Raw genomic sequence first — 25,213 nt, forward strand, 5'->3', positions numbered from 1 at the left:
CGTTTTTGGCTGAAAATACTCAGCAAGATGGCGTGATAACAACCGAAAGTGGCCTGCAATATCTCGTACTCCAACAAGGTACTGGCACCATTCATCCGAAAGCCAACAGTCGTGTAAAAGTGCATTATCACGGTACTTTACTTGACGGTTCGGTGTTTGATAGCTCAGTTGAACGTAACGACCCGATTGTGTTTGGTTTGAAGCAGGTGATTCAAGGCTGGCAGGAAGGTCTACAACTGATGGTGGAAGGACAAAAAATGCGCCTGTTCATACCCAGTAATTTAGGTTATGGCAAAAGTGGCAGCGGCCCTATCCCACCTGCATCCGTACTGATTTTTGATGTGGAATTAATTGAAATCCAGTAAAGCGGTGTTGAGCCGCATTACGCGGCTCTATTCTTGAGAAGGGACTGGATAAAACACCAGTTTTCCTTCCTCTACCATCACACAATCCATTCCTCCAGCGTGAGCGGCTTGTTTACCCAAATGAGTATCTTCAAACACCACACAATGCTTAGGTTCGAGATCTAATAAAAAGGCTGCACGCAAAAATGTATCTGGATTCGGTTTATGGTTTTCAACATCAGACGCCGTTACTACAGCATCAAAGCGATTTAATAGCCCAGACTTTTTAAGCAATGCGAGTGCACTTTGCCTTTGGCTTCCAGTCCCAACCGCAAGCTTCTTTTTACCATAAAACTGCTCAACAACTTCATGAGTACAAGAAATTACCTCACCACTATTTTCGATAGAAGAAAATGCCGCCATTTTAAATTGAGCGACCAGCTCTGGCACCAATTTGAGATCGTGCAGCTTATTGATTTGTGAAACGATTTTAGCGCTAGGCATGCCACCTAAACTGTGCAACCACTGTTCTGAGAATGGGAAACGAAAATGTTGCGCTGTTTTTGACCAAGCCTCTAAATGCGCTGGCATGGTGTCAAGCAACGTACCATCCATATCAAAAATAAGTCCTTGGTAATTTTCTAATTCAATCATGTTTACAGAGCGCCTCTAACAAATTCTATGGGAATCAACAAAATAAAAGTTCCAATATTGTGTCACGATAGTGAATGTAATTTATATTTTTGCGTTCATTGATATACGCTTCATTTAATCCTAACATTCTAATTAAACATACTAATAATTACATTTTCATCAATTATTGTCATTTTACTTAGGTGTATAATCTCATGAGTATCAAACAAAAATTATATTCACTGGGTGCTATTGCGGTTATCGGGGTTCTGGTAATGTTAGCCACTACCACACATTTTTCCCAAACCACCGAAACGCTCAATCAAGCCATTAACTTAGTCGATAAACTTGAAATTAGACTGCTCAATTTGCGGCGCAATGAGAAAGATTTTCTTCTGCGAAGCGACGTGAAATACCTTGAAACCTTTAAAAAAAACAGCACTCTTTTTTTAGATCTGGAACAGCAACTTTCCCTCATCCTGTTAGATCGAGATCTCCCCTCTAGTAGCCAACTCCGACAAGATCTTTTGGCTTATAAACAAGGTTTTGAAAAATTGGTGCAGGCTTATAGCCTATACGGATTAAATGAAAAATCCGGCCTTTTAGCCACTTATTTACAAGCATTGGAAACCATAAAACCTAATGCTGATGATGCATTACTTTTAGAGCTAATGGCGTTTGATCAAAGCGTGCAGGTTGGAGAGCTGCAAAACAGCACAGTGACCAACCGTTTTCCGGCATTAGCACAGGCCGCCCAACAGCTTGTCGATCAGAAAAAAGTGATTGGTTTGAAATATAATCAAGGGCTACTTGGTGAAGTACGTAATCTTTCTCATAATGTTGAACAACAGTTTGTTACCTTTTCTGAAGTGTTAAATAAAGAGATTACAAGTATTGAGCAAGAACTTAACTATGTGAAACAAGGGCTCAGTGCGTTAGTGATCGTGCTAATCCTTGGATTTATTCTCCAAATAGCGCGCTCCATTAACGTGCAAGTGAGTAAGTTGTTATCAGTGATGCAAATGATTTCAAACAGCAACAACATCAGTTTGCGTGTTGAACTGACTGGCCGCAACGAGCTGGTATCGATCGCAACTTATTTTAATACCTTACTCGATAAGTTCGAAACTCTTATCGCTGGCTCTCAAACAAAGTCTCACCAGCTATCGAACAGTACATCAAGTATGCATAACGAATTAGAAGATGTGATTGAACAGTTTCACGTTCAGGCTGACCACACCACGACAATGGCAACGGCCGTTCAAGAAATGGTGTCCACCATCAGCGAAATTTCAGAAAGTACTAGTGTAGCGGTAGAAGGTGTACACAAAGCCGCGCACAATGCTCAGCAAGGGCGTTTGGTGGTGGAATCAACTGTAAAAAATGTCGATGAACTCTCACGAACATTGGAAAAAAGTCAAATCTCCATCGCCTCATTGAACAAGCATGTCGAACAAATTGGCGGTGCTGTTAACATCATTCAAGGTATCGCAGAGCAGACCAATTTACTGGCATTAAATGCCGCGATTGAAGCCGCGCGAGCCGGAGAACAAGGAAGAGGCTTTGCTGTGGTCGCCGATGAAGTCCGCGCACTTGCCAGCCGCACGCATCAGTCAACGGAAGAGATCACCAATGTCGTTTCTGCAATTCAAAGCCAAATGAGCACCGTTGTCACTGATATTGCACAATGCAACACTCAAGGCCATGCGACGCTAACGGCTTCAGGAGAACTGGATAATAGTTTACGTCAGATTCTCTCTGACATGGAAATGATACAAAGTAACTCTGAGCGAATCGCCTCTGCAATTGAAGAACAAGGCATTGTGATGAACCAAGTCAGTGAATCGATCACCGAACTTAACTCTATCTCTGATAATAATATGCACTCAGCCAAACAGTGTTTGATTGAAGTCGATATCGTTTCCAAGCAAGCAAACGACATGGACAACGCGGTCGCCGAATTCCAGACTCAGAAATCTGTCAGTTAGCCAATGTATAGAGATAAAATATAGCGAGAGTTAGTGAAAAGGGTCTAGAGTTAGACCCTTTTATTCATGTTTGCTTAAAGCATAGCAAGATGTGGATTACTTTTGTATTCCTTCAACATAGAGTTCCATATCGACATAGCTTGAAGCGCCCATTACTGCAATATTGAAATCCGCGAGTTCGATACGTGTTGTCCCCGAAAAACCAGCGCGTTGGCCACCCCATGGGTCTTTACCTGCACCAATAAATTCTGCATCAATAGTAATGGGTTTGGTTTGACCATGCAGAGTAAGATCACCGAGCACTTCTAGTTTACCATTCCCTTTATCAACCACTTGAGTACTGGTAAACGTGGCTTGTGAATATTTTGATGCATCAATGAAATCAGCACTACGAATATGTTTATCACGTTCAGCATGGTTACTGTCCAGGCTGCGAGTATCCACATTAACTTTCACTTTTGAGCTTGCAAGGTCGTTAGGATCGTAGGAAAACTCACCATCAAACTTGTTAAAGCGGCCCTTGGTAAAGCTATAACCAAGATGGCTGACTTTAAAGTTAATTGAAGCATGCGCACCTTTGGTATCTATAACATAGTCAGCAGCGTTTGCACCTAGCGGCATGAGTGTTGCGAAAGCCAATCCAGTAGCAAGTAACGTTTTCTTCATTTAGAAGCTCCTATCATTTTTCGTAGCGTATCGTCTTTATCAATAAAATGGTGCTTGAGTGCGGCAACAGCGTGCACGCCTGCTAAAATAATCAGCGTCCAAGCTGCGTAAAAGTGAACCGTACCAGAGAGATCGGCTTGTCCTTCAAACAACAAGCCCATACTTGGTACAGTAAACCAATTGAAAACATCAATCCCTCGGCCATCTTCTGTTGAGATCAAATAGCCTGATACAAACAGCGTTATCAATAATAAATACATTAATCCGTGCGCCGCTTTAGCCGCAATGCGCTCATAGTGGCCACCACCAATGGCAGGAGAGACACTCACCAACTTCCATAGTATGCGGAACAGGGTGACCACGAGCAGCAACAAACCGACAGATTTATGCCAATGTGGCGCGGTGTTATACCATTGACTGTAATAGGTTAACTCAACCATCCAGATCCCAGCACCAAACATACCGATGATAACGAGTGCGGATAACCAATGGATAAGACGCGTGACTAAGTTGTAATTTTTAACTTCAGTTGTCATAAATTTTCTAAACCAGCAAGTGAAACAGCAACAAAGTGAATTGAATCTATATTCTAGCCTAAATTATTAACACAGTATTTACCATACTTTACATTGTGGACATACTTTAGTACTGATTGAGTTATTCGAAAAAACTGAAGGAACTTATTGTGGATATAGATAACCACGACTTAGGCTCAAACAACTTGAAACAACGGTAGCTTCAAATCATAAGGGTTTAACACCTGTAGAATGCTCGTATTAGAAGAATAGTGTGAAAGATCAAGAACTCGCCATTTGCTGCTCGTGCTTGTTGATAACTGTGGTAATCTTGCTTGGCTTTATTAAAGGAGAACAACGAGTTGCTACTGGACATACTCACGCAAAGCGTCAACGAATTTCAAGCTGACTGTCTAAAACTTTGTGAAAAGCACTACCCCACCATACACAACCAAGGAATGAGTGAACATCACTTAGGACTGGCTTTTGCTCGCAGGTTGGCTCGTACACTCAGTGAATTTGGGCACCCATGCCACTATTCTGTTATTGAATCAATCCCTCAGCGAGACATGCCACACCATTACCGAGTGAGCAGTGATGCAGGAACAGTATGGATCCTGACTCACCATATGGTCAGTGCTGGTAAAACCTGTCGAGAAAAGTTGATGCAAGACATTGCGCAGTGGAAATATGAGTACGCTTACGCGATTCAACCGAATGATTTATTGTTATTACTGACCGATCACTGGATCAGTCGTAGCCAAAAAAGTCGCGAGTTACTTCATTGGTGGACAGGGCAATTACCCGATGAAATAGATCAATACCTCGCACAAGGTATCACGCTGTATGAAAGTGACTCATTGCTAACTCAATCTTTAGAGAACCGTTTTCAAATTAGCCCTTGTTATATTAAATTTAGCCATCCTTTAAAACGCTCTAAAAACCAGCAACTAGTCCGAAAGTACATTCAATTATATGCCGTATTACAATGGGCGTAACGTAAACAAACCGCCCTCATTTTCTTCCAAGTTCTAGATTTTATATTACCCTCTTGTCTTCTGATTTAGCACACACTCAATCAATTGAACCTGCCACATCACATTCACTAAATAATTCAATATTTGTGACGCTGTTTTGACAACCCACAAATTTTCATCTTAGCCAAAGGTACAATTGACAAAGGTCAAGGTGAGTCAATAATATGGCATGGCATATTGGCGCTCGGATGCTTCAAGCAAAAATTAATGATTAGGATGTCGAAAATTGTATGCTTTTAACTAACAAAACTCAGTTTTCAAAATGCATGTCTCTGGATTCCGATGGCCAGTTTATTGCTCATTACCAACATCTTGTGCTGCGAAGCGTTTTCCAGCCGATATTCTCGCGGGATAACCGCATTGTGGGCGTTGAAGCCCTAGTGAGAATCACCGCCCATGGCAGCACGACCATTCGCCCCGATTGTTTTTTCCATTCCGACACTATTAATCCCATCGACAAACTTAACGTAGAAAGACTCAGCCGAGTTATCCACATCCGAAACTATGCCCTTTCCGAATATCGTCAATGCCAATTATTTCTAAACTTATTGCCTGTCGCGGGTGAATTGTTTGCCATCAGCGACATCAACAAAGCATTGCTATGCGATCGCCTCAAAGAACTGCATATAGAACATAATCAACTGGTCATGGAATTGATTGAAATCGATTCAGAAAATGAAAGCAAGCTGCAATGCGCAACGCAAAGTCTGGCTGCAAATGGTTTTAAAATTGCCATTGATGATTTTGGTACTCAAGCCTCAACACCACAACGGGTTAATTTGGTGACGCCTGATATCATCAAATTTGATCGAAGCTTATTACTCAAATATATGCAAGGTGATTGTGACCCACTTATGGATGGCATTACCCTTGCGAAACAGAATGGTTCCAATACCGTTGTAGAAGGCATCGAAACCCAAGCGCAACTCGAAGCAATGCAAAAACTCGATATTGATATGTTTCAAGGCTATTTTTTAGCCATGCCGGAAGCGATAGTACCAGCCATTAAGATGGCCATTTAATAACGATATTCTTTACATTCGCGATAGCGCCCCAACTTACCGCTACTTTCAATATTCACTCACTGTTTTCCTAGCGACAACATCACGTTATTTAACTGTATGACATAGCGTGATGTTTAATAAGAAAAGGAAATAAGCTCTTGGGTATAAGGGTGCTGAGGATTGAGAAACAGCTGTTGCGTTTCCCCTTGCTCAACGACTTCACCCTGTTTCATCACCATAGTGTAATGGCATAATGATTTCACCACATGTAAATCATGGCTAATGAACAAGTACGTTAACCCATATTTTTGTTGCAGCGATTTAAGCAGATCCAACACTTGCGCTTGAATCGTACGATCTAAAGAAGAAGTTGGTTCATCAAGTAAAATGAACTCAGGTTTAAGAACCAATGCCCGAGCAATCGCGATACGTTGTCGTTGCCCACCAGAAAACTCATTGGGATAACGGTAGCGAGTGGCCGGGTCGAGTTCAACTTCTCGCATCACATCACAAATCATTCGTTCAACAGTTTGTCGATCATAACGGCTATGAACCTCTAACCCTTCACCAATAATCTGCGCCACCGACATTCTCGGATTCAGTGCTGAAAATGGATCTTGAAAAACGACTTGCATCTTGCTGCGATAAGGTAGCATAGCTTTCCTATCTAACCCTTGCAGCTCATTATTGTCGTAACAAATCGAGCCTTCCGAATGAACTAATTTTAGTATCGCCATACCAGTGGTCGATTTACCCGAACCGCTCTCGCCAACAATTCCTAATGAATGTCCTCTTTTAAGCTTAAACTGCATGTCGGTGACAGCTTTAATATGCGAGACCGTGCGCTTGAATAAGCCGCCAGTGATGGGAAACCAGACTTTGAGATGCTGAAGCTGCACTAGAATTGGGTTGTCAGGGTTTACGTCAACGGGCAAACCTCGAGGATCGGATTCAATCAATTTTTTGGTATAAGAGTGAGAGGGTGATGAGAACAGCGTTTTGGCATCATTAACCTCGATCACTTGCCCATTTTGCATCACTGCAACGCGATCAGCGATACGCTTAACAATACTGAGATCATGAGTAATGAACAACATGGCCATACCCAGTTCTTGTTGCAGGTTTTTAAGTAGATCTAATATTTGCGCCTGAACAGAAACGTCAAGCGCAGTGGTCGGCTCATCAGCAATCAGTAATTCAGGCTCATTGATCAAAGCCATCGCGATCATGACGCGCTGGCGTTCTCCCCCAGAAAGTTCATGTGGATAAGCATTAATCTTAATTTCTGGCGATCGAATACCCACTTTTTCTAACCATGCAATGGCCAACTGACGTGCTTTGCTGCTTCTTAGTCCTCGGTGAATTTCCACAACTTCGATCAACTGTTTACCGATTTTGTGTAAGGGGTTGAGTGAGACCATTGGCTCTTGGAAAATCATGCCAATCCTCCCGCCTCGTATACCTCTTAATTGCCTCTCGCTACAGTTCAACGTGTTGATACCATCAAAAAAGATCTCCCCTTGCAAATAGTGGGCAGCACTTTTCGGTAACAACTTCAAAATGGCATTCGCCGTCACTGATTTACCAGAACCACTTTCCCCCACCAGCGCTAAAGTTTCCCCTGCAGAGAGAGAAAGTGACACCGCTTTAATCACAGGTTCAAGATTGTCTTTTTGACCAAACCCGACCGAAAGATTTTGGATAGAGAGTACGGTTTTACTCATCATCTTCTCCCTGTCGAATGCGGGTCAAAGGCATCGCGTACCGCTTCGCCGATAAAGACCAATAATGTCAGCATTAACGAGAGCACCACAAATGCTGAAATACCTAACCATGGAGCTTGTAAATTGGCTTTCCCTTGCGCCAATAATTCGCCCAAAGAGGGAGAGCCGACTGGCAAGCCAAAACCGAGAAAATCTAAGGATGTTAAAGTCGTAACTGAACCTGAAAGAATAAAGGGCATCATGGTTAAAGAAGCCACCATCGCGTTAGGTAGCATGTGGCGAAGCATAATGCGGCGATCACTCACCCCCATCGCTTGCGCAGCCCGCACATAATCAAAATTACGACAGCGTAAAAACTCCGCTCTCACCACGCCCACTAAACTCATCCAACTAAAAAGCACCATAATACCAAGCAACCACCAAAAATTCGGTTCGACGAAACTCGATAAAATGATCAGCAGAAAAAGCGTTGGCATCCCTGACCAAACTTCAATAAAACGTTGCCCAAGTAAATCAAGCCAACCGCCATAATAACCTTGAGTGGCACCAACGATAACGCCTATCACTGACGAGACGAGTGTTAATACAAAGCCAAACAAAACCGAAATACGAAACCCGTAAATAATACGAGCCAGCACATCGCGCCCTTTATCATCAGTACCAAGCCAGTTCACTGAATCCGGCGCTGACGGCACTGCATTATTGATATTAAAGTTGATGGTGTCGTAACTAAATGGGATCAATGGCCAAACAATAAAGCCTTTTTGTTCAATCAGATCGATGACGTAAGGATCGGTATAATCCGCTTCGGTTTCAAACTCACCACCAAAACGAGTTTCTGCATATTGTTGAAAGGTGGGGAAAAACCACTGCTGATCGTACTCAACCAAAAGGGGTTTATCATTTGCAATCAGCTCAGCAAATAGGCTCACCACAAATAAAAGCGTAAACAACCATAGTGAATAAAAACCGCGCCGATTGGACTTAAAACCGTGCCAGCGCAATACGTTTAATGGGTTGGACAGCCTTTTTTTTACCATCATGAACGAGCCTCAAAGTCGATTCGAGGATCAACCCAAATATAGGTCAAATCGGAAATGATGCTGAGGACTAATCCAAGTAACGTCATGATGTATAAAGAACTAAACACTACAGGATAATCCCGTTGAATAGTCGATTCAAAACCAAGTAGCCCTATACCTTCCAGTGAAAACATCACTTCAATCAGCATCGAACCGGTGAAAAATATGCTGATAAAAGCACTCGGAAAACCGGCAATAATAATCAGCATCGCATTACGAAAAACATGCTGATAAAGAATACGTCCTTCATCCAGTCCTTTTGCTCGAGCCGTCACCACATACTGTTTGTTGATCTCATCAAGAAATGAGTTTTTCGTTAGCATACTCAAAGTGGCAAACCCACCGATCACCATTGCAAAGATGGGCAAAGCCAAATGCCAAAAATAGTCGCCAATTTGTTGATACCAAGTCAGATCAGCAAAATTATTTGATACTAAACCACGCAGTGGGAACCAACTGAAATAATTTCCGCTGGCAAAAATAATGATCAAAATGATCGCAAATAAGAAGCCAGGAATGGCGTAACCTATAATGACCACCGCGCTTGACCATACATCAAACCTTGAACCATGGTGAATGGCTTTTAAAATTCCGAGAGGAATGGAGATAAGGTAGATGATCAGCGTACTCCATAGCCCTAAAGAGATCGAAACGGGCAAACGCTCAGTGATCAAATCAATAACATTGCCCCCTTTGAATAAGCTGTCACCAAAATTAAAGGTTGCGTAATTTTTTAGCATTTCAAAATAACGGACATGAAGTGGCTTATCGAAACCAAACTGTTTTTTTATCGCTTCGACTACCTCGGGGTCTAAACCTCGAGAACCTTTATATCCTCCAGTGTTAGCCGACAGCGACATATCCACCTCTTGGCCGCCTCCAGTAAATCGCTCCATAATTCCGTCACCATGCCCTTCCATTTGTGCAATCGCTTGCTCAACTGGGCCTCCGGGGGCAATTTGGATGATAAAAAAATTAATGGTAATAATCGCCCACAGCGTGGGCACAACGAGCAGCAATCGGCGGAAAATATAAGCAGTCATTGCATCCTCTTAACGGCGTTTTTCTGGTAGCAATTGCGCTTTCTGCTCCGAAACCCACCAAGTATCAAGACCAATATCATATTTTGGCATCACACTAGGGCGCTCGAATTTGTCCCAAGTTGCGATACGATATTGGCTCAGATACCACTGTGGGATCAGATAAAAATTCCATTGTAGAACGCGATCTAATGCTCGGCCTAAAGGCAATAATTTTTCTGGATGCTCTTGATTGGCGGCAATTTGTTCAGTGAGGAAGTCGACAACTGGGTCTGCCACTCCAGCACGATTGTACGTGGAATCGATGTAGTTTGAATTCCAGATAATCAACAAGTTAGGACTTGGGTAAGGATTCGCCGCATAGGCCGACGAAAGCATGTCAAAATCTCTATCGCGCAAACGCTTAAGATATTGTGTGGTATCCACTGAGCGAATCTTCATCTCGATACCAAGCTGTTTTAGATTTTTTTGCAAAGGAATAGCAATGCGTTCCGTGGTCGGACTGTAGATCAATAACTCAAACTCAAACGCTTTACCCGTTTCTTTATGGGTCATCACTTTATCTTTCAGCTCCCACCCCGCCTCTTTGAGCAATTGAAAAGCGACTCGTAGTTGTTGACGAATACGACCCGACCCATCCGTCACTGGTGGTTGGTATTCTTGGGTAAAAACACGTTCTGGGATCTTATCTTTTAGTGGTGTAAGAATAATGAGTTCATCAGTAGAGGGAAGACCTTTCGCTTCATACTCTGTGTTTTGAAAATAGCTACGCGTTCGTGAGTATTGATCGTAGAACATATTTTTGTTCATCCATTCAAAATCCATCGCATAGGTCAAAGCCTCGCGCACTTTCGGATCACTAAACACTTCTCGTTGAATATTAAATACAAAACCTTGGGTTGACGCTGGGCTATTATGCGCGATCGCTTCTTTCTTGATGAATCCTTTATCAAAGTTCAATCCAGTGTATGAGCTGGCCCAAAACTTCGCCGAACTCTCTTGGCGAATATCAAATTCCCCAGCTTTAAATGCCTCAAGCATTACGGTATCGTCGCGGTAATAGTCGTATTGGATCTGCTTGAAATTATGTCGCCCAATGCTGACTGGTAAGTTGGCAGCCCAATAATTTTCCTGCAACTCATAAGTAACACTCTGCCCAGTTTGATAACGTACGACTTTATAAGGACCGCTGCCGACTGGCGGTTCATTTAATGGTTCTGCTAAGTTTTTATCCTGCCAATAGTGCTTAGGCAACACTTGAGTTGATTGAGCCAAACTAAAAAGCTTTTCTCTATTAGGTTCTGACATCTCAATACGAACCGTTAAAGGATGGATCGCCGTTACCGATTTAACCGCTTTGTAAAACAGTCGATATTGAGGCACCCCTTCTGTCATGAACTTGTTGAACGTAAACTCAACATCTTGCGCGGTGATCGGTTTACCGTCTTGAAAACGTGCGTTCGGGTTGATATCTAGTTCTAGCCACGAATAGTCATCAGAATAACGAACTTTAGAAGCAATCAATGGATAATAGGTATCAATTTCGTCGCTGGGCGCAAACATCAGTGAATCATAAAGCTCACCACTGCCTGCCGCCGGAGCGCCTCGGGAAGCAAAGCGGTTAAAATTGTCGTAAGTACCCACCTCACCATAAGTTACTTTTCCGTACTTAGGCGCGCTTGGATTAACATAATCGAAATGAGAAAAATTGGCGGGATATTTGGCTTGCCCAACGCCGGATAATGTTGTGGTTTCTACAACATCCGCAGTCGCCAAAGCACTTATCAGCAGCACAGTCACACCTAACAGCGTAGGCTTAATTTTTCTCATACTAGAATCCTTCCATTGATAACTTCGCGACATTCCATCGGTGTAAACTATTAATAATTCAGTCACTTGGGTAAGTATAGAGAAAAATAAGATTTACGAAACCCCAAGCTGCAATTATAACGAAACAACTTGGCATTGCTGGTAAGTGGTGCGTCGCAATAAGAATTGGTAACTTTGTGGTTTTAGGAACGAAACGTATAGAAAACGCCGCGATGAGATAAAAAGCCCCGCCATGCAGGGCTTCATCGGCTTTAGCCATCTGTGGTAATTTGGCTAATCAGCTCTTTTTCTACCTGCTCGGCCATTTCAAGAGCAATTTGGCACGTTCCAGCCGCTTGATGGCCTCCACCACCATATTTGAGCATTAATCCGCCCACATTGGTTTTCGAGCCACGATCAAAAATAGATTTCCCCGTAGCAAACACGATATTTTGCTTCTGAAAGCCCCACATTTTGTGAATCGAGATATTACACTGGGGAAATAAGGCATAAATGATAAACCGATTCCCCGCGTAAATAATTTCTTCGCCCGTCAAATCAAGAATGACAAGGTTTTTATAGACTTTGGCACAACGTTGAATCTGCTGTTTAGATAGAATTTCATGCTCACGGTACAAAGTAACACGCTCTTGAACGTCCGGCAGAGCAAGAATCTCGGCAATGGAGTGGTTCGCACAGTAGTCGATGAGATCCATCATTAACTGATAATTGGAAATACGAAATTCATGGAAGCGCCCTAGACCTGTTCTTGCATCCATCAGGAAATTCAGTAAATTCCATCCCGCAGAATCAAGCACTTCATCTCGAGTAAACTGCGCGGAGTCACCTTTGTCGACAGCAATCAGCATCTCTTGCCACTGAGAGGGAAACGTATCTAGTCCGCCATAATATTGCCATACTACATGCGCAGCAGACGGCGCGTTTGGATCAATAATATGATTCGTCCTTTCACCTTGATTGCGAATAGTTTCCGATAGGTGATGATCAAAAATTAAGTGAGCATTAGCGACGTAAGGCAGGTTAGTGACAATGTCACGCTCAGTTATCATCACCTTCCCATCTTGCATATCCTTTGGGTGAACAAATACGATCTCGTCAATTAGGTTGAGTTTTTTGAGCAACACGGCACAAACCAGCCCATCAAAATCGCTGCGTGTCACTAATCTAAATTTACTTTCAGCTTGTTGATGCTCAGACATAGACAATTTCCTTATTAGCAGTCATATCACTGCTCGGCGTGGGTTTAAGCAGTGTTTTGTATATCAGATCCTGAGTTAACACCTTTTAGGTTTACCAATGCAGGTGGTATGTTTTCATTTTAGACGCCATCGTCCTTTTAACAAACTTAACACAATGGTTTTCAAACATTATTCAACACAGCGCATCATTTTATTGAGCAAATATCGAATAAAGTAATGATGTATGAAGACTGCTGTTACAACTAGGGAATTGAAGGTAAGAAAAAGCCAGCAACAAGTGCTGGCTGTTAGGCTGAGCTAAGAAGTGAGGTATCTCTATTTACGTTTATCCTGCACGTACTTTCGGCTCACATCAACAAGCGCTACATCTTTAAAGAAACTACGGCCAAGTAACAGTGGGTAAGTCAGATGTGTACGATCGGCAAGCGTAAATTCGGTTCTCTCTTTGAGATCACCAATTTCAATCCAAGCGACAACGACCGCACGTCTTTGTGTACCCTCTGCACTGGATTGCCGAATTCTAACCCAGCGTTCAACAGGTAAACTTATCTCATCACTTTTGATGTCATCGTGTTCAATCCTGAACTTGACCCAATCATTTCCATCGCGTTCAAAAGCAACAACATCCACGGCACTAATTGAAGAGGTGGCCGCCCCGGTATCGATACGCGCTTTGAAGCTTTCGTTCAAACTCGGCACATAAACCCACTCTTTTTCGCCCAAAATAAGCTTACCATCAGAGGTTTTTTTGGCCTTCACCACCACTGGCTCTTTCGAGGGTTTTTCAACCGGTTTTTGTGCCTCAGTATTTTGTTGTTTTGGCTCTTCAACTTTTGGCTTTTGCTCTGGTTGTGTTGAGGTTTGGTTTAGCGTACTGCATGCCATCAAACCAGTACTCAACATTAAAAGAGCAATAAGTTTCAAGTGTTGTTTCATTGACCCACCTAATCAAACTGATAAATATTTAAGAGACATTAACTATGGCTTGAGCAACATACGGAATATGTTGTTCTGATAAGCCTGCAATGTTAATTCGGCCATCACCTACCCCATAGATTCCATATTGATCACGTAGCTGAGCCATCTGTTCTGGAGTAAAGCCTAGCACAGTAAACATCCCTTTGTGACTTTCGATAAAATCGAATTGTGAAGTATTGTGCTGATTTCTCAAATGATTACACAAGGTTTGACGCAGGTTTAACAAACGCTGTTGCATTTCACTTAACTCTTGCTTCCAAATCGCGGTTAATGCTTGATTTTTTAAAATAGTTTTCACCAGTGCAGCACCATGATCGGGCGGCATAGTGTAGGTCGAACGGGCTAACGTTAGTAATTTACCTTTTGCATTCGCTACATCTTGTGCGTTTTTACCGACAACGATCGCGGCACCAGTTCGTTCTCGGTAGAGACCAAAGTTCTTTGAACAAGAGGTGGTGATCAACATCTCTTCGACGTTGTTTGCCATAAAACGCAGCCCTTTCACATCCTCTTCAAGACCTTCACCAAACCCTTGGTAGGCAACATCAACAAAAGGGATAAAGCCATTTTTCTGCGCAAGACTGGTGATCGCTTGCCATGCGACGAAATCAATATCCGCGCCAGTTGGGTTATGGCAGCAACCATGGATAAGCACCACATCTTTTGGCCCTGCTTGCGATAAATCATCAAGCATCCGTGCAGTATCGACTTGCTTAGTCTCGCGACAGAAGTAAGAATAATATTTCACTTTTAAACCCGCCGCTTCCATCACCGGTTTATGATTGACGTAACTTGGGTCAGTAATCCACACCGTCGTTTCTGGTTGTGCTACGTGCATTAAGTCACCGAGCATACGCAGCGCACCGCTTGCTCCGGGCGTTTGAATCGCAGCCACACGATCAAGCACTGAAGTGCCAGACAATAATAAGTTCACCATGCTTTGGTTAAACTCTTCACACCCAGCAAGCCCAACATACGATTTAGTGGTTTGTGTGGCAATCACGTGCTCTTGCGCTTTGGCAATGGCGCGCATAATCGGCGTCTCTCCTTGGCTATTACGATAAACGCCAATGCCTAGGTCAACTTTTTCGCTGCGAGGATCGTTGCGGTATGCAACCGATAATGAAAGTATTGGATCGAGTGTTGGTGTTGGTAAATGTGAAAACATGAAGGTCACAACCCTTTGAAATTCAAGTAATGACCTTCAAGTTAGCACTAGATACATAATTTTTACAGTTTAAATTGATGGATTATTTGATTGGCACTGCCTCGCCATTCTAAGCTTGGATCGGCTTTATCCTGTTCAAATTTTCCATCAATCAAGACATCAACATATTCAATGACTTGTCTTTGAGCATCACTGAGTTCGTTTAGGGTATATCCCGTCCATAACCAGATATCTTTCCCCACACATTCAATCTTTACTCGTTTAACCAACTGCAAAATAGAAGCAAGGTTTTGCGGGTGTAAGGGATCGCCACCCGACAAGGATAATCCTCGGCGCTTGATGCGCGTGTCGTTCAAATCGGTGATGATCTGCTGCTCTAGTTGCTCATTGTAAGTGTGGCCAGAATGCAGCGACCAAGTCCCTTTGTTGTAACATCCTTTGCACTGATGTTCACAGCCGGAGACGAACAGCGTACAACGCGTCCCCGGGCCATTCACAACATCAATCGGATGATATTGGTGATAATTCATGCCAACAGGTTACTCACTATCACTTACAAGTGTTTAACGCGACGTTTAACTTCTTCTTGTTTACCGAAGTTAAACGGACGAGCATCTGGGCTACCAAGGTAGCCACACACCCGGCGGGTTACGGAGACTTTGGATGAGTCGTGATTACCACATTTAGGACAGGTAAACCCTTTACTCGTACACTCAAATTCGCCAGTAAAACCGCATTCATAGCACTCATCAATTGGCGTATTGGTCCCATAATAAGGAACACGGCTGTAACTGTAATCCCAAACGTTTTCAAGCGCTTCTATGTTTTTCTGCATATTCGGAAACTCTCCATAACAGATAAAGCCACCACTTGAAACCTCTGGATATGGCATCTCAAAATCAATTTTATCGTATGGATTAACTTTCTTTTGCACATCCAAATGGAAGCTATTGGTGTAATAACCTTTATCCGTTACGCCTTCAATCACACCAAATTCTTTGGTGTCGATACGGCAGAAACGGCTGCAGAGGTTCTCACTTGGCGTACCGTACAAACTGAACGCGTAACCGGTTTCTTCCGCCCATTGGTTAACGGCCCCTTTCAGGTATTTAATGATATCTAACGCGCGATCTCGCAGTTCGCTATCATCATAAACATGTGTGTCACTGCCATAGAGCGCGGTAATGGTTTCGTGCACACCGATGTAGCCCAAAGAGATAGATGCTCGGCCATTTTTGAATATATCGGCAATAGAATCATCGGCTTTTAATCGAACACCACATGCCCCTTCCATATACAAAATAGGCGCGACGCGTGCTTTGACTTTTTCAAGGCGGCTGATGCGAGTTTCTAAAGCACGGCGAGCCAGTTTTAATTTTTTATCGAGTAATGTGTAGAACTGTTCAATATTTCGGCCCGCTTTCAGCGCGATACGAGGTAAATTGAGACTGACTACCCCCAAATTATTCCGCCCTTCGTGAATCAGCTCACCACCTTCTTCATATGTATTTAAGAAGCTGCGGCAACCCATTGGGGTTTTGAATGAACCCGTCACTTCAACTACCTTGTCGTAGTTGAGAATATCCGGGTACATGCGTTTGGTCGCACACTCTAATGCGAGTTGTTTAATGTCATAATTTGGATCTTCCGCTTTATGATTTAAGCCATCTTTGATGGCAAATACCAATTTAGGGAATACAGCCGTTTTACGATTTTTGCCTAAACCAGCAATGCGATTTTTCAAAATTGACTGTTGAATCAATTTAGAGGCCCAACTGGTTCCTAGACCAAAGCCGAAAGTGACAAACGGGGTTTGCCCATTCGCGGTATGCAAAGTGTTGACTTCATATTCAAGTGACTGGAATGCGTCGTAGCACTCTTTTTCTGTACGGGATATAGCAAAGGCTTCGGGATGATGAATATCCCACTCTTTTGCTATTTCTAGATGTTTGTCGTAACTGGCTGTCACATAAGGTTCAAGCACTTCATCGATACGGTTGATGGTGGTGCCGCCGTAAATATGGCTCGCAACCTGAGCGATAATTTGCGCGGTCACTGCGGTGGCGGTTGAAATTGATTTTGGCGTATCAATTTCCGCATTACCCATCTTAAAGCCATGAGTGAGCATGCCTTTTAAATCAATCAGCATGCAGTTAAACATTGGGAAAAAGGGAGCGTAATCCAAGTCATGATAGTGGATATCACCCTCTTCATGCGCTTGCACAATATCACGCGGTAAAATTCGGGTTTTAGCGTAGTGTTTCGCCACAATACCAGCCAGTAAGTCACGCTGCGTTGGGATAACTTTGCCGTCTTTATTCGCATTTTCATTGAGCAGATCGGCATTACTTTCTTCGATAAGGCCTTCAATCTCTTGCGTCAAGGCACTTTGCTTTTCACGCGCGATATCACGATCGTGTCGGTACTCGATGTATGAACGAGCTAATGCTTTATAGGGCCCTTGCATTAGCTCGTTCTCTACTAAGGTTTGAATCTCGGCGATATGGACTTCATCGTAATCTTTGAGCTTCAGTTCTACCGCCAACGCCACATTGAGTGCGTAAATAGCGATCTCTTTATCAATATGTTCAGCTGCACTTTCCACGGCAGATTGAATGCGATCACGGTTGAACGGGGCTCTCGATCCGTCACGTTTGATTACGATAGGTTTCACCATTTCTCCTTACCCCTAGCATACTCACAGAGTTATCCACAAACACACTATATAGAGCAGTTTATTATCCGACTGACACAATATATTGTGGTGCATTTAACGAAAACTCCCAACTCAGGGTATTGATTTGGATCAATAAAAACCGAGCATTGAACAAGATCAATGCGATCTTGGGGTAGTAGATCTCACTTAGAAAAGAAACGATGAAAATTGCAAATTTTTGATTTTTCCTCTTGAAATTTCACCGAGCCTGATAGGCTAAGCCTTCGGATTCGATCAGTGAGGTATTGCGATGTTAAAATCAAAATGTGTATGTCAATTAGCGGCAACAATACTCTTTATTCCCTCTTTCGCGACTTGGGCACAAAGTCTCACATTAGCGACATGAAATGTCGAATTCCAGCACACTATTTCATGATTAATCGAGGTCATTTCGTTGCCAAAAAACATCATCCATACTTTTCTTGGAATGGCTTTTCTTGAAACACTGTCCTCGGGCGAGCCAAGTGATAATAGATGGCCGAAATGAAGTTAATTGGAATGATCAATCCGCACATTGATCAACTTTAACAACTACAGCACGATTTTTACCCGCCGACTTGGCTTGGTACATTAAACTGTCCGCAACAGTAAGTGAGACTTTATCAGGAACAAGATCGTAATAGGCGCCACCCAAACTGATACTGAGCGTGATGGTATCATTGGCTACTCGCATTGGATTTTCATAGACAGATTGACAGATATATTGAGCTTTCAATTTGACCTCTTCAAAGGTATAGAGAGTAAGAATAATGGCGAACTCTTCTCCACCTAAACGAGCAATAAAGTCATTATTGGATAACTTTCTCTGTACATGTCTAACCACATGAATAATTGCTTGATCACCCACTTCATGACCAAACTGATCATTGATTAGCTTAAAGTTATCAATGTCAAACACCAATAAGGTGAAGGAGACGGGAGTTCCTTGCAATTCTGCTATCTTTGATTGGAAGTGTCGGCGATTACTGATTTTTGTTAGCTCATCAGTTTGCGCCAATTTCTCTAGCAAGTGATTTGCTCTCTCTAAATCGATGGTTTTATGTATGACTGCGCGTCTTAACATCAAGATGTAAATACAGAGAACCATCAGAGCTACGCTAATGATGATCGGGATAAAATATTTTGGGTAAACCGTTTCCATGTAGATCCAGCGACTAAATAACTGCATTTTAGAGGCATCAGATACCTTATCTGTCGCATTTGCGAGCTTCTGCCAAAGAACGTCATTGCCCTCTTTCACCCCAAAGCGCAACGGCTCAGAATAGAGAAACTTAACTGGCACATATTTTTTCGGGCTATTTTCTGTAAACATAAAGAGATTAGCGACTTGATAATCGCTAATAAACCCTTCTAATTTTGCACTAGAAGCGGCATACAACATATCTTCATTCGTGGCAAAGTAGACCAAGTTTAATTTAGGTAAATATTGAGCTGCGTAATACGCCTCATAGCCACCCAATACAACGCCAACCTTAATATCGATTTCACCTGAAAATATTTTGTCAAAATCCGTACCGAGTAGGTGTTGATCTAAGAATACGTGCGTCTCGATCGCCATAATTTCAGGTCCAAAATCGAGGAACAGATCTCGCTCAGGTGATTGAATTAGACCCGCATGAACGTCGGCTTGCCCATGTTTAACCAGCTCTAGTGATTCGTTCCAGCTTACTAGTTTAAATTCAACATCGAACCCGCTTTGCTCAGCAACGACTTTCCAATAATCGACTAAGATCCCGGCAGGCTCTCCTTGCTTATTAATATACGAATACGGTTTCCACTTGGCTGAGCTTGTAATAAGCAGAGGTTGAGAAAGATCATGCTCGCTGGAGAGCGGTTCACCGACTTCTGCCGTAGAAGCGATGACTGGAAGCTGCAGCGCCAATACAGCCATCACTCGAGAAAATATCATCAATAACGCAGATTTCAGTTTCATGTTTTCCTAACTGGGGAGTTTAGTTGACTCAAACACGATTAAGCTTGCACCGCTTTTCTTGTTATGAAACACATTTAGTTATAATCATAGCGAATTTATCCGTAATCTACCTATTTAAAACTGCATTTTTAATATCCATTGCCTGCTGATATTTCAAAGCTATGTTATTTGATATACGTTCAATTGTGCTCAACGCGATCCAAAACCATCTCCAAAAACCTGCTCTTTGGTTAAATAAGTACACTTATACATACCAATAAATGGCCTCTATTACTTGCAGTTTAAATAGGCATTGGGAGTCACTTTCCATCACCAACATCACCATTTTTCGCAGCGCGACTTCAGCGCATATTTATTGAGATATGAATAAGACTTCCTGTGAGCTGAATTTGCGATGATCATCATACGACGCTCTAAAATCTTGATTTAGTCAATCAAGTAAACCATAACTATATTAGGAATTGCTAAACATGGAGAGTATCTATGAAGACTCACTCAAACAACTCATCACGCCGACATTTCTTAAAGCTCGGTTTATCAGCAGGAATTCTTTCAGTAGCGCCATTTTCGTTAACCGCTGCCCCTCAACTTAACACGAAAGCACATGTGTTGATTTTGGGTGTAGGCGCAGCGGGTACCGCAATGGCAAATCGTCTCAGACGCAGGCTCAGGGGCAATAAAATCACCATTGTAGGAGCAAGAAAACAGCATATATACCAACCTGGATTTACCATGATTGCATCAGGATTATGGCCAACTGATCGTGTGATAAGCAATACTGAAGAGTGGCTTCCACAAGGCGTTGACTGGATAGATAAAGACGTGGCATCGATAAGTGGAACAGAAAAAACCGTCACACTGATTAACGGGGATATATTGAATTACGATATTCTAATCGTCGCGACGGGGTGCCAACTAAACTACGATCAAATTGAAGGGTTCGATGCCACTGCGATTGGCAGTAATGGAATTGGTAGTGTGTATGCCAGTGCAGAGCTCGCCTTAAAAACAAGTCAACAAATCGATCAATGGCTAGCGACTGGAAAAGGCCGTGGGATCTTTACACTACCCCATACCTTTTTGAAATGCGCGGGTGCCCCACTTAAAATGACATTCACCACTCTTGCTCGTATTGAGAAACTTAACCAGCGACAGCAATTTGAGGTCGATTTCTTTACTCCGTTTAAAAACCGAGTGTTTTCAGTGCCACTTTACAATGAGTTTGTCATCAATCGCTGGCAAGAACAGGGGGTGAATATTCACTATAACCACAGACTCACAGGTATCGATATTGGCGCTAAAAAAGCCTATTTCAAACTGACGGATAATAAAGTCCAAACTGAACAGTATGACTTTCTCCACGTGGTTCCGCCGATGTCAGCCTCGACTCCAATTTTAGAGTCTGACTTGGTGTGGCAAGATGGGCCATTTGCCAAAAACTGGCTAGAAGTGGATCAGTTTACTTTGCAGCATCGAAGATTCCCTGATGTATTCGGTATTGGCGACGTAATTGGCGTCCCATTAGGAAAAACGGCAGCCAGTGTCAAGCTGCAAGCACCCGTCATTGAAGAAAACTTACTTGCCTATCTGAAAGGAAATGCGCTGAACGCATCTTATAATGGTTATACATCCTGCCCACTCATTACCAGTTTGGGAAAAGCCATACTAGCTGAGTTTGGATACAATAATGTGCTATTGCCCTCATTTAGTTTTATAGATCCGACTGAAGAGTCTTGGGCTGTTTGGGTAATGGAAGAGCAAATGTTGCAACCTGCTTACAACGCAATGCTATTTGGCAAAGTGTGAGGGAATTATCATGGGAATAGATAGTATCTTAATTGTGGTATGGTTTACCATAAAACCTTATTCATGGTTCATCCTATTGCTAGCTTTACTCTTAACGATAAGCCTTATTCGAAGAAGAAAAGAAACTCGCGAACTCAACACAAAAGCGGTATTGGCTTCAGCCATAGTGGCAGTTATCGCTATACTCATAGCTCCAACATTTACTGGTTCTTCACTTAGTTATGTGAGGACCTCCTTTGATATAGTAGCACTGGTGGGTATTGGTATTGGTGCATTTATATATAGTTGGCTCGTGCTACGACAATGGGTTCATTGAAGAGAAACAGACATGCTGTAAGAAAGGCGCTGAATATTCAGCGCCTTTCTGCTGGTCTCAGTCATTCTATTTGTGAATTAGCCAAAACGTCGATACATTACAACGTAATACAATACAGGTATCACCAATAAAGTTAAGACGGTAGAAACAAAGATGCCGAAAATCAGGCTAATAGCTAAGCCATTAAAAATGGGATCATCTAAAATAAATACCGCCCCGATCATGGCCGCTAAAGCGGTAAGCATGATGGGCTTAGCACGAACAGCCGCAGACTGAATAACCGCTTCGGAAAATGCCACGCCTTCTTCAACCTGCTGATTAATGAAATCAACCAGCAAGATAGAGTTACGCACAATAATCCCTGCTAACGCAATCATCCCAATCATCGACGTGGCGGTGAACTGAGCACCAAGTAACGCATGGCCGGGCATGACGCCGATAATCGTCAGCGGGATTGGAGCCATAATGATCAACGGAACAAGGTAGGACCTAAACTGCGCGACAACCAGTAAGTAAATAAGGATCATCCCAACCGCGTAGGCAATGCCCATGTCGCGGAATGTTTCATAAGTGATCGTCCATTCACCATCCCAGAATATTTCGACACCATTTAACCCTGTAGGTTGGTGGGTATAATACTGTTCCACAGATAGACCAAGTGCATTAATGTTGAACGCCATATCAAACATACCGTATAAGGGGCTGTCTGTTTCACCCGTCATATCCGCCACCACCATCACCATTGGTAACAGGTTTTTATGCACAATGTAGTCATCCATTTGAGTTTGGCGAATAGTGACTAAATCAGACAATGGATATGCACTACCCGCCGTGCTCGCTACTTTCATGTTCAACACTTGATCTAATCGGACTTTGACGTTTTCACTAGCTTGCACTTGAATCGGGATCGGGTACTTGCTGTGCTCACTGTGCAAATAGGTGATCGGCTTGCCACCGACGGCCGTCGCCAAAGCATCGACTATCGAAGCATAAGGTACTTGATAGTGTGACGCTTTGCTGCGATCAATCACTACTTGCCATTTTTGATGCACTTCCGGTAGATACATATCGATATCGACAATGTCCGCTGTTTCGTGGAAGATCCCGCGTAGCATCCTTGCCGCTTGTGCCCGAATATCATGTGTCGGACCATACACTTCCGCTAAAATAGGTGACCAAACGGGTGGCCCCGGTGGAACTTCAACGACTTTGACTTTACCGCCAAATCGGCTGGCAACCTCATTAAGCTTGGGGCGTACTTCACTTGCAATCGTATGACTATCTTTATCGCGCTCTTTTCGCCCTAATAGGTTCACCTGAATATCACCTTGGTTGGCTTGATTACGCATAAAATAATGACGCACAAGGCCATTGAAGTTGATCGGTGCGGCTGTACCTGCGTAAATCTGATACCCACTGACTTCAGGCACGCTATTTAACACCGCGCCAAGTTCAAATAAAACGCGTTGCGTTTTCTCAAGTGATGCCCCTTCAGGCATATCCAATACCACTTGAAACTCTGATTTATTATCGAAAGGCAGCATTTTTAAAACCACGGCCTTAGTGATTGGCAATAACAGGGAACCAGCAATAAGCGCAAATACCGCAAGCATCAAGAAAAGCCGGTTACGTCTTTGTGCAGCCGAGACCACAAACGGGTTCATGATTCGGTGAAAGATGCCTTGAGTTGATTGAGATTGTGCTTGATGCGATGAAGGCTTAAGAAACTTGGCCGCTAACCAAGGTGAAAAAACAAATGCAACCGCCAATGAAATCAGCATTCCCATCGAAGCATTGATGGGAATTGGGCTCATATACGGGCCCATAAGCCCAGAGACAAAGGCCATTGGCAACAGTGCGGCAATCACGGTTAAGGTGGCAAGGATTGTAGGTCCACCCACTTCATCAACCGCCGTAGGAATGAGATCCACCAGTTTGCGCTTACCTAACGCCATATGACGGTGGATATTTTCCACAACAACAATGGCATCGTCCACTAAAATACCAATAGAGAAAATTAACGCAAAAAGCGAGACCCGGTTGAGTGTAAAACCCCATGCCCATGATGCAAACAGTGTCATCATCAAGGTGACAATAATAGCCATACCGACCACGATAGCCTCGCGCCATCCCATCGCAATGACCACCAAAATAACAACCGCCGTGGTCGCAAAAATCAATTTGGCGATCAATGTATTACTTTTATCGGCGGCGGTTTTCCCGTAGTCACGCGTGATTTCAACACTGATTCCGTGTGGAATTAACTGATTTTCAAGTTCTGCAACTCGAGCTTCAACCATCTCAGCCACACGAACGGCGTTTTCGCCTCCTTTTTTAGCGATGGCTAAAGTAACTGCTGGATAAATACCTTGCTTATCACTGGTCCAAACTTGTTGGGTTGGTGTATCAACACCCAATTGAACCGCAGCGACATCCGCTAAATATACCGGTGTCTGGTTATGCAGCCCAATCACCAATTGCTTTACTTCTTCAACTTTTGTTAAAAACTGACCAATTTGGATGGGAAACTGCTGATTTTCATGCGTCAGTTTCAACATTGGAGAGCTGTAGTTCGCCGCAGGAAGATGCTGATTCAGTTGATCTAACGTGATGCCAAAGCTGTTCATTTTAACGGGGTCTAAACGTACATCAACAATAGTAGGGTGGCGACCTATCGTATAAATATCTCGTGTACCATCAATGCGTTTGAGCTCTGTTTCTAAACCATGGGCCACTTGCGTTAACTGTTGGTTGTCCAAAGTGCCCGTTTTATCGGATAACGTAATGCTGACGATAGGCACATCTTCAATGCCTTTAGGTTTGATGATCGGCTCGCCCACCCCAACGCCTTTTGGCATCCAATCTTTATTGGAATAGAGTTTATTATAAATACGAACCACGGCGTCGTTTCTAGGGACGCCGACATCAAAGATAGCCACAATCATCGCACCATCGGGTTGCGAAAAAGAGTAAATTTTATCAATTCCCTCAATTTCAGAGATGATCTGCTCTGCTGGGTTCGTCACTAAACTTTCCACTTCCGCCGGAGAAGATCCGGGAAAAGGAATATACACATCGGCAAAGGTCACATCGATTTGCGGCTCTTCTTCTTTAGGAGTAACCATTACCGCAAAAACGCCCATCAGTAACCCAACAATCGCGAGCAACGGCGTCATCGCTGAAGTCTGAAAAGCTTTGGCAATACGTCCTGAGACGCCTAAACGATTATCCATA

The 25,213-nt window shown here is 43.1% G+C and carries 19 protein-coding genes; 5 read left to right on the plus strand and 14 right to left on the minus strand.

Annotated elements, in window-relative coordinates:
• Positions 1-365 (plus strand): FKBP-type peptidyl-prolyl cis-trans isomerase (locus tag AACU59_RS09365; RefSeq protein ID WP_161437530.1); only part of this gene is annotated, 365 nt, incomplete at its 5' end.
• Positions 366-392: 27 nt separating this feature from the next.
• Here the strand turns inward: AACU59_RS09365 and AACU59_RS09370 are convergent.
• Positions 393-998 carry a beta-phosphoglucomutase family hydrolase gene (locus AACU59_RS09370; RefSeq protein WP_047690369.1) on the minus strand — a complete coding sequence of 202 codons (606 nt, stop codon included), beginning with the start codon at positions 996-998 and terminating at the stop codon, positions 393-395.
• A 194-nt stretch (positions 999-1,192) separates the two neighbouring features.
• On the opposite strand from AACU59_RS09370, the gene AACU59_RS09375 reads away from it, so the two are divergent.
• Positions 1,193-2,965, plus strand: a complete 1,773-nt coding sequence (locus AACU59_RS09375; RefSeq protein ID WP_094123417.1) for a methyl-accepting chemotaxis protein — start codon at positions 1,193-1,195, stop codon at positions 2,963-2,965.
• Between the two features lie 96 nt (positions 2,966-3,061).
• On the opposite strand, the gene AACU59_RS09380 is transcribed toward AACU59_RS09375, so the two are convergent.
• Positions 3,062-3,631, minus strand: a complete 570-nt coding sequence (locus AACU59_RS09380) for a YceI family protein (RefSeq protein WP_013867851.1) — start codon at positions 3,629-3,631, stop codon at positions 3,062-3,064.
• The gene (locus AACU59_RS09385) at positions 3,628-4,167 is read right to left on the minus strand and encodes a cytochrome b (RefSeq protein WP_094144778.1); all 540 of its coding nucleotides are present in this window, start codon (positions 4,165-4,167) and stop codon (positions 3,628-3,630) included. Before AACU59_RS09385 ends, AACU59_RS09380 begins: the two co-directional genes overlap by 4 nt.
• Before the next feature lie 341 nt (positions 4,168-4,508).
• On the opposite strand from AACU59_RS09385, the gene AACU59_RS09390 reads away from it, so the two are divergent.
• Together AACU59_RS09390 and AACU59_RS09395 are read left to right on the plus strand one after the other, a co-directional pair.
• Entirely contained in the window at positions 4,509-5,144 is a 636-nt protein-coding gene (locus tag AACU59_RS09390; protein ID WP_026029124.1) for a hypothetical protein, read from the plus strand.
• Positions 5,145-5,413: 269 nt separating this feature from the next.
• Positions 5,414-6,205, plus strand: a complete 792-nt coding sequence (locus AACU59_RS09395) for an EAL domain-containing protein (protein ID WP_094144501.1) — start codon at positions 5,414-5,416, stop codon at positions 6,203-6,205.
• Positions 6,206-6,321: 116 nt separating this feature from the next.
• Here the strand turns inward: AACU59_RS09395 and AACU59_RS09400 are convergent, their stop codons facing one another.
• The 10 genes from AACU59_RS09400 to AACU59_RS09445 all read right to left on the minus strand — a co-directional run bounded on the left by AACU59_RS09400 (position 6,322) and on the right by AACU59_RS09445 (position 19,857).
• Positions 6,322-7,914 (minus strand): ABC transporter ATP-binding protein, encoded by a 1,593-nt coding sequence (locus AACU59_RS09400; protein ID WP_094144502.1) that lies wholly within the window; start codon positions 7,912-7,914, stop codon positions 6,322-6,324.
• On the minus strand, positions 7,911-8,954 hold the full coding sequence (locus AACU59_RS09405) for an ABC transporter permease (protein WP_017046433.1): 1,044 nt from the start codon (positions 8,952-8,954) through the stop codon (positions 7,911-7,913). The genes AACU59_RS09400 and AACU59_RS09405 overlap by 4 nt, the downstream gene beginning before the upstream one ends.
• The gene (locus tag AACU59_RS09410) at positions 8,951-10,036 is read right to left on the minus strand and encodes a microcin C ABC transporter permease YejB (RefSeq protein ID WP_013867858.1); all 1,086 of its coding nucleotides are present in this window, start codon (positions 10,034-10,036) and stop codon (positions 8,951-8,953) included. The genes AACU59_RS09405 and AACU59_RS09410 overlap by 4 nt, the downstream gene beginning before the upstream one ends.
• Positions 10,037-10,045: 9 nt before the next feature.
• Positions 10,046-11,896, minus strand: coding sequence for an extracellular solute-binding protein (locus tag AACU59_RS09415; protein ID WP_176428495.1), 1,851 nt, complete (start codon positions 11,894-11,896; stop codon positions 10,046-10,048).
• Between the two features lie 218 nt (positions 11,897-12,114).
• Complete coding sequence (locus AACU59_RS09420; protein ID WP_094145126.1) at positions 12,115-13,062, minus strand: exopolyphosphatase; 948 nt, start codon at positions 13,060-13,062, stop codon at positions 12,115-12,117.
• A 315-nt stretch (positions 13,063-13,377) separates the two neighbouring features.
• Complete coding sequence (locus AACU59_RS09425) at positions 13,378-13,998, minus strand: ATP-dependent zinc protease family protein (protein ID WP_013867861.1); 621 nt, start codon at positions 13,996-13,998, stop codon at positions 13,378-13,380.
• A 28-nt stretch (positions 13,999-14,026) separates the two neighbouring features.
• The gene (locus tag AACU59_RS09430) at positions 14,027-15,208 is read right to left on the minus strand and encodes an amino acid aminotransferase (RefSeq protein WP_094145128.1); all 1,182 of its coding nucleotides are present in this window, start codon (positions 15,206-15,208) and stop codon (positions 14,027-14,029) included.
• Between the two features lie 62 nt (positions 15,209-15,270).
• Positions 15,271-15,738: an anaerobic ribonucleoside-triphosphate reductase-activating protein gene (gene nrdG, locus AACU59_RS09435; RefSeq protein ID WP_161437532.1), complete on the minus strand. Its 468-nt coding sequence runs from the start codon at positions 15,736-15,738 to the stop codon at positions 15,271-15,273.
• A gap of 23 nt (positions 15,739-15,761) precedes the next feature.
• Positions 15,762-17,882, minus strand: a complete 2,121-nt coding sequence (gene nrdD, locus AACU59_RS09440; RefSeq protein ID WP_094145064.1) for an anaerobic ribonucleoside-triphosphate reductase — start codon at positions 17,880-17,882, stop codon at positions 15,762-15,764.
• 544 nt (positions 17,883-18,426) lie between these two features.
• Positions 18,427-19,857 (minus strand): transporter substrate-binding domain-containing diguanylate cyclase, encoded by a 1,431-nt coding sequence (locus AACU59_RS09445; RefSeq protein ID WP_094130143.1) that lies wholly within the window; start codon positions 19,855-19,857, stop codon positions 18,427-18,429.
• Between the two features lie 483 nt (positions 19,858-20,340).
• On the opposite strand from AACU59_RS09445, the gene AACU59_RS09450 reads away from it, so the two are divergent.
• Entirely contained in the window at positions 20,341-21,663 is a 1,323-nt protein-coding gene (locus AACU59_RS09450; RefSeq protein WP_094144927.1) for an NAD(P)/FAD-dependent oxidoreductase, read from the plus strand.
• A gap of 393 nt (positions 21,664-22,056) precedes the next feature.
• Here AACU59_RS09450 and AACU59_RS09455 read toward each other — a convergent pair whose 3' ends face one another.
• A complete protein-coding gene (locus tag AACU59_RS09455) occupies positions 22,057-25,212 on the minus strand; it encodes an efflux RND transporter permease subunit (RefSeq protein ID WP_161437533.1) in 3,156 nt (1,051 codons plus the stop codon).
• Position 25,213 lies beyond the last annotated feature (1 nt).

The sequence above is a fragment of the Vibrio sp. V23_P3S9T160 genome, assembly GCF_963886625.1.
Taxonomy (GTDB): Bacteria; Pseudomonadota; Gammaproteobacteria; order Enterobacterales; family Vibrionaceae; genus Vibrio; species Vibrio anguillarum.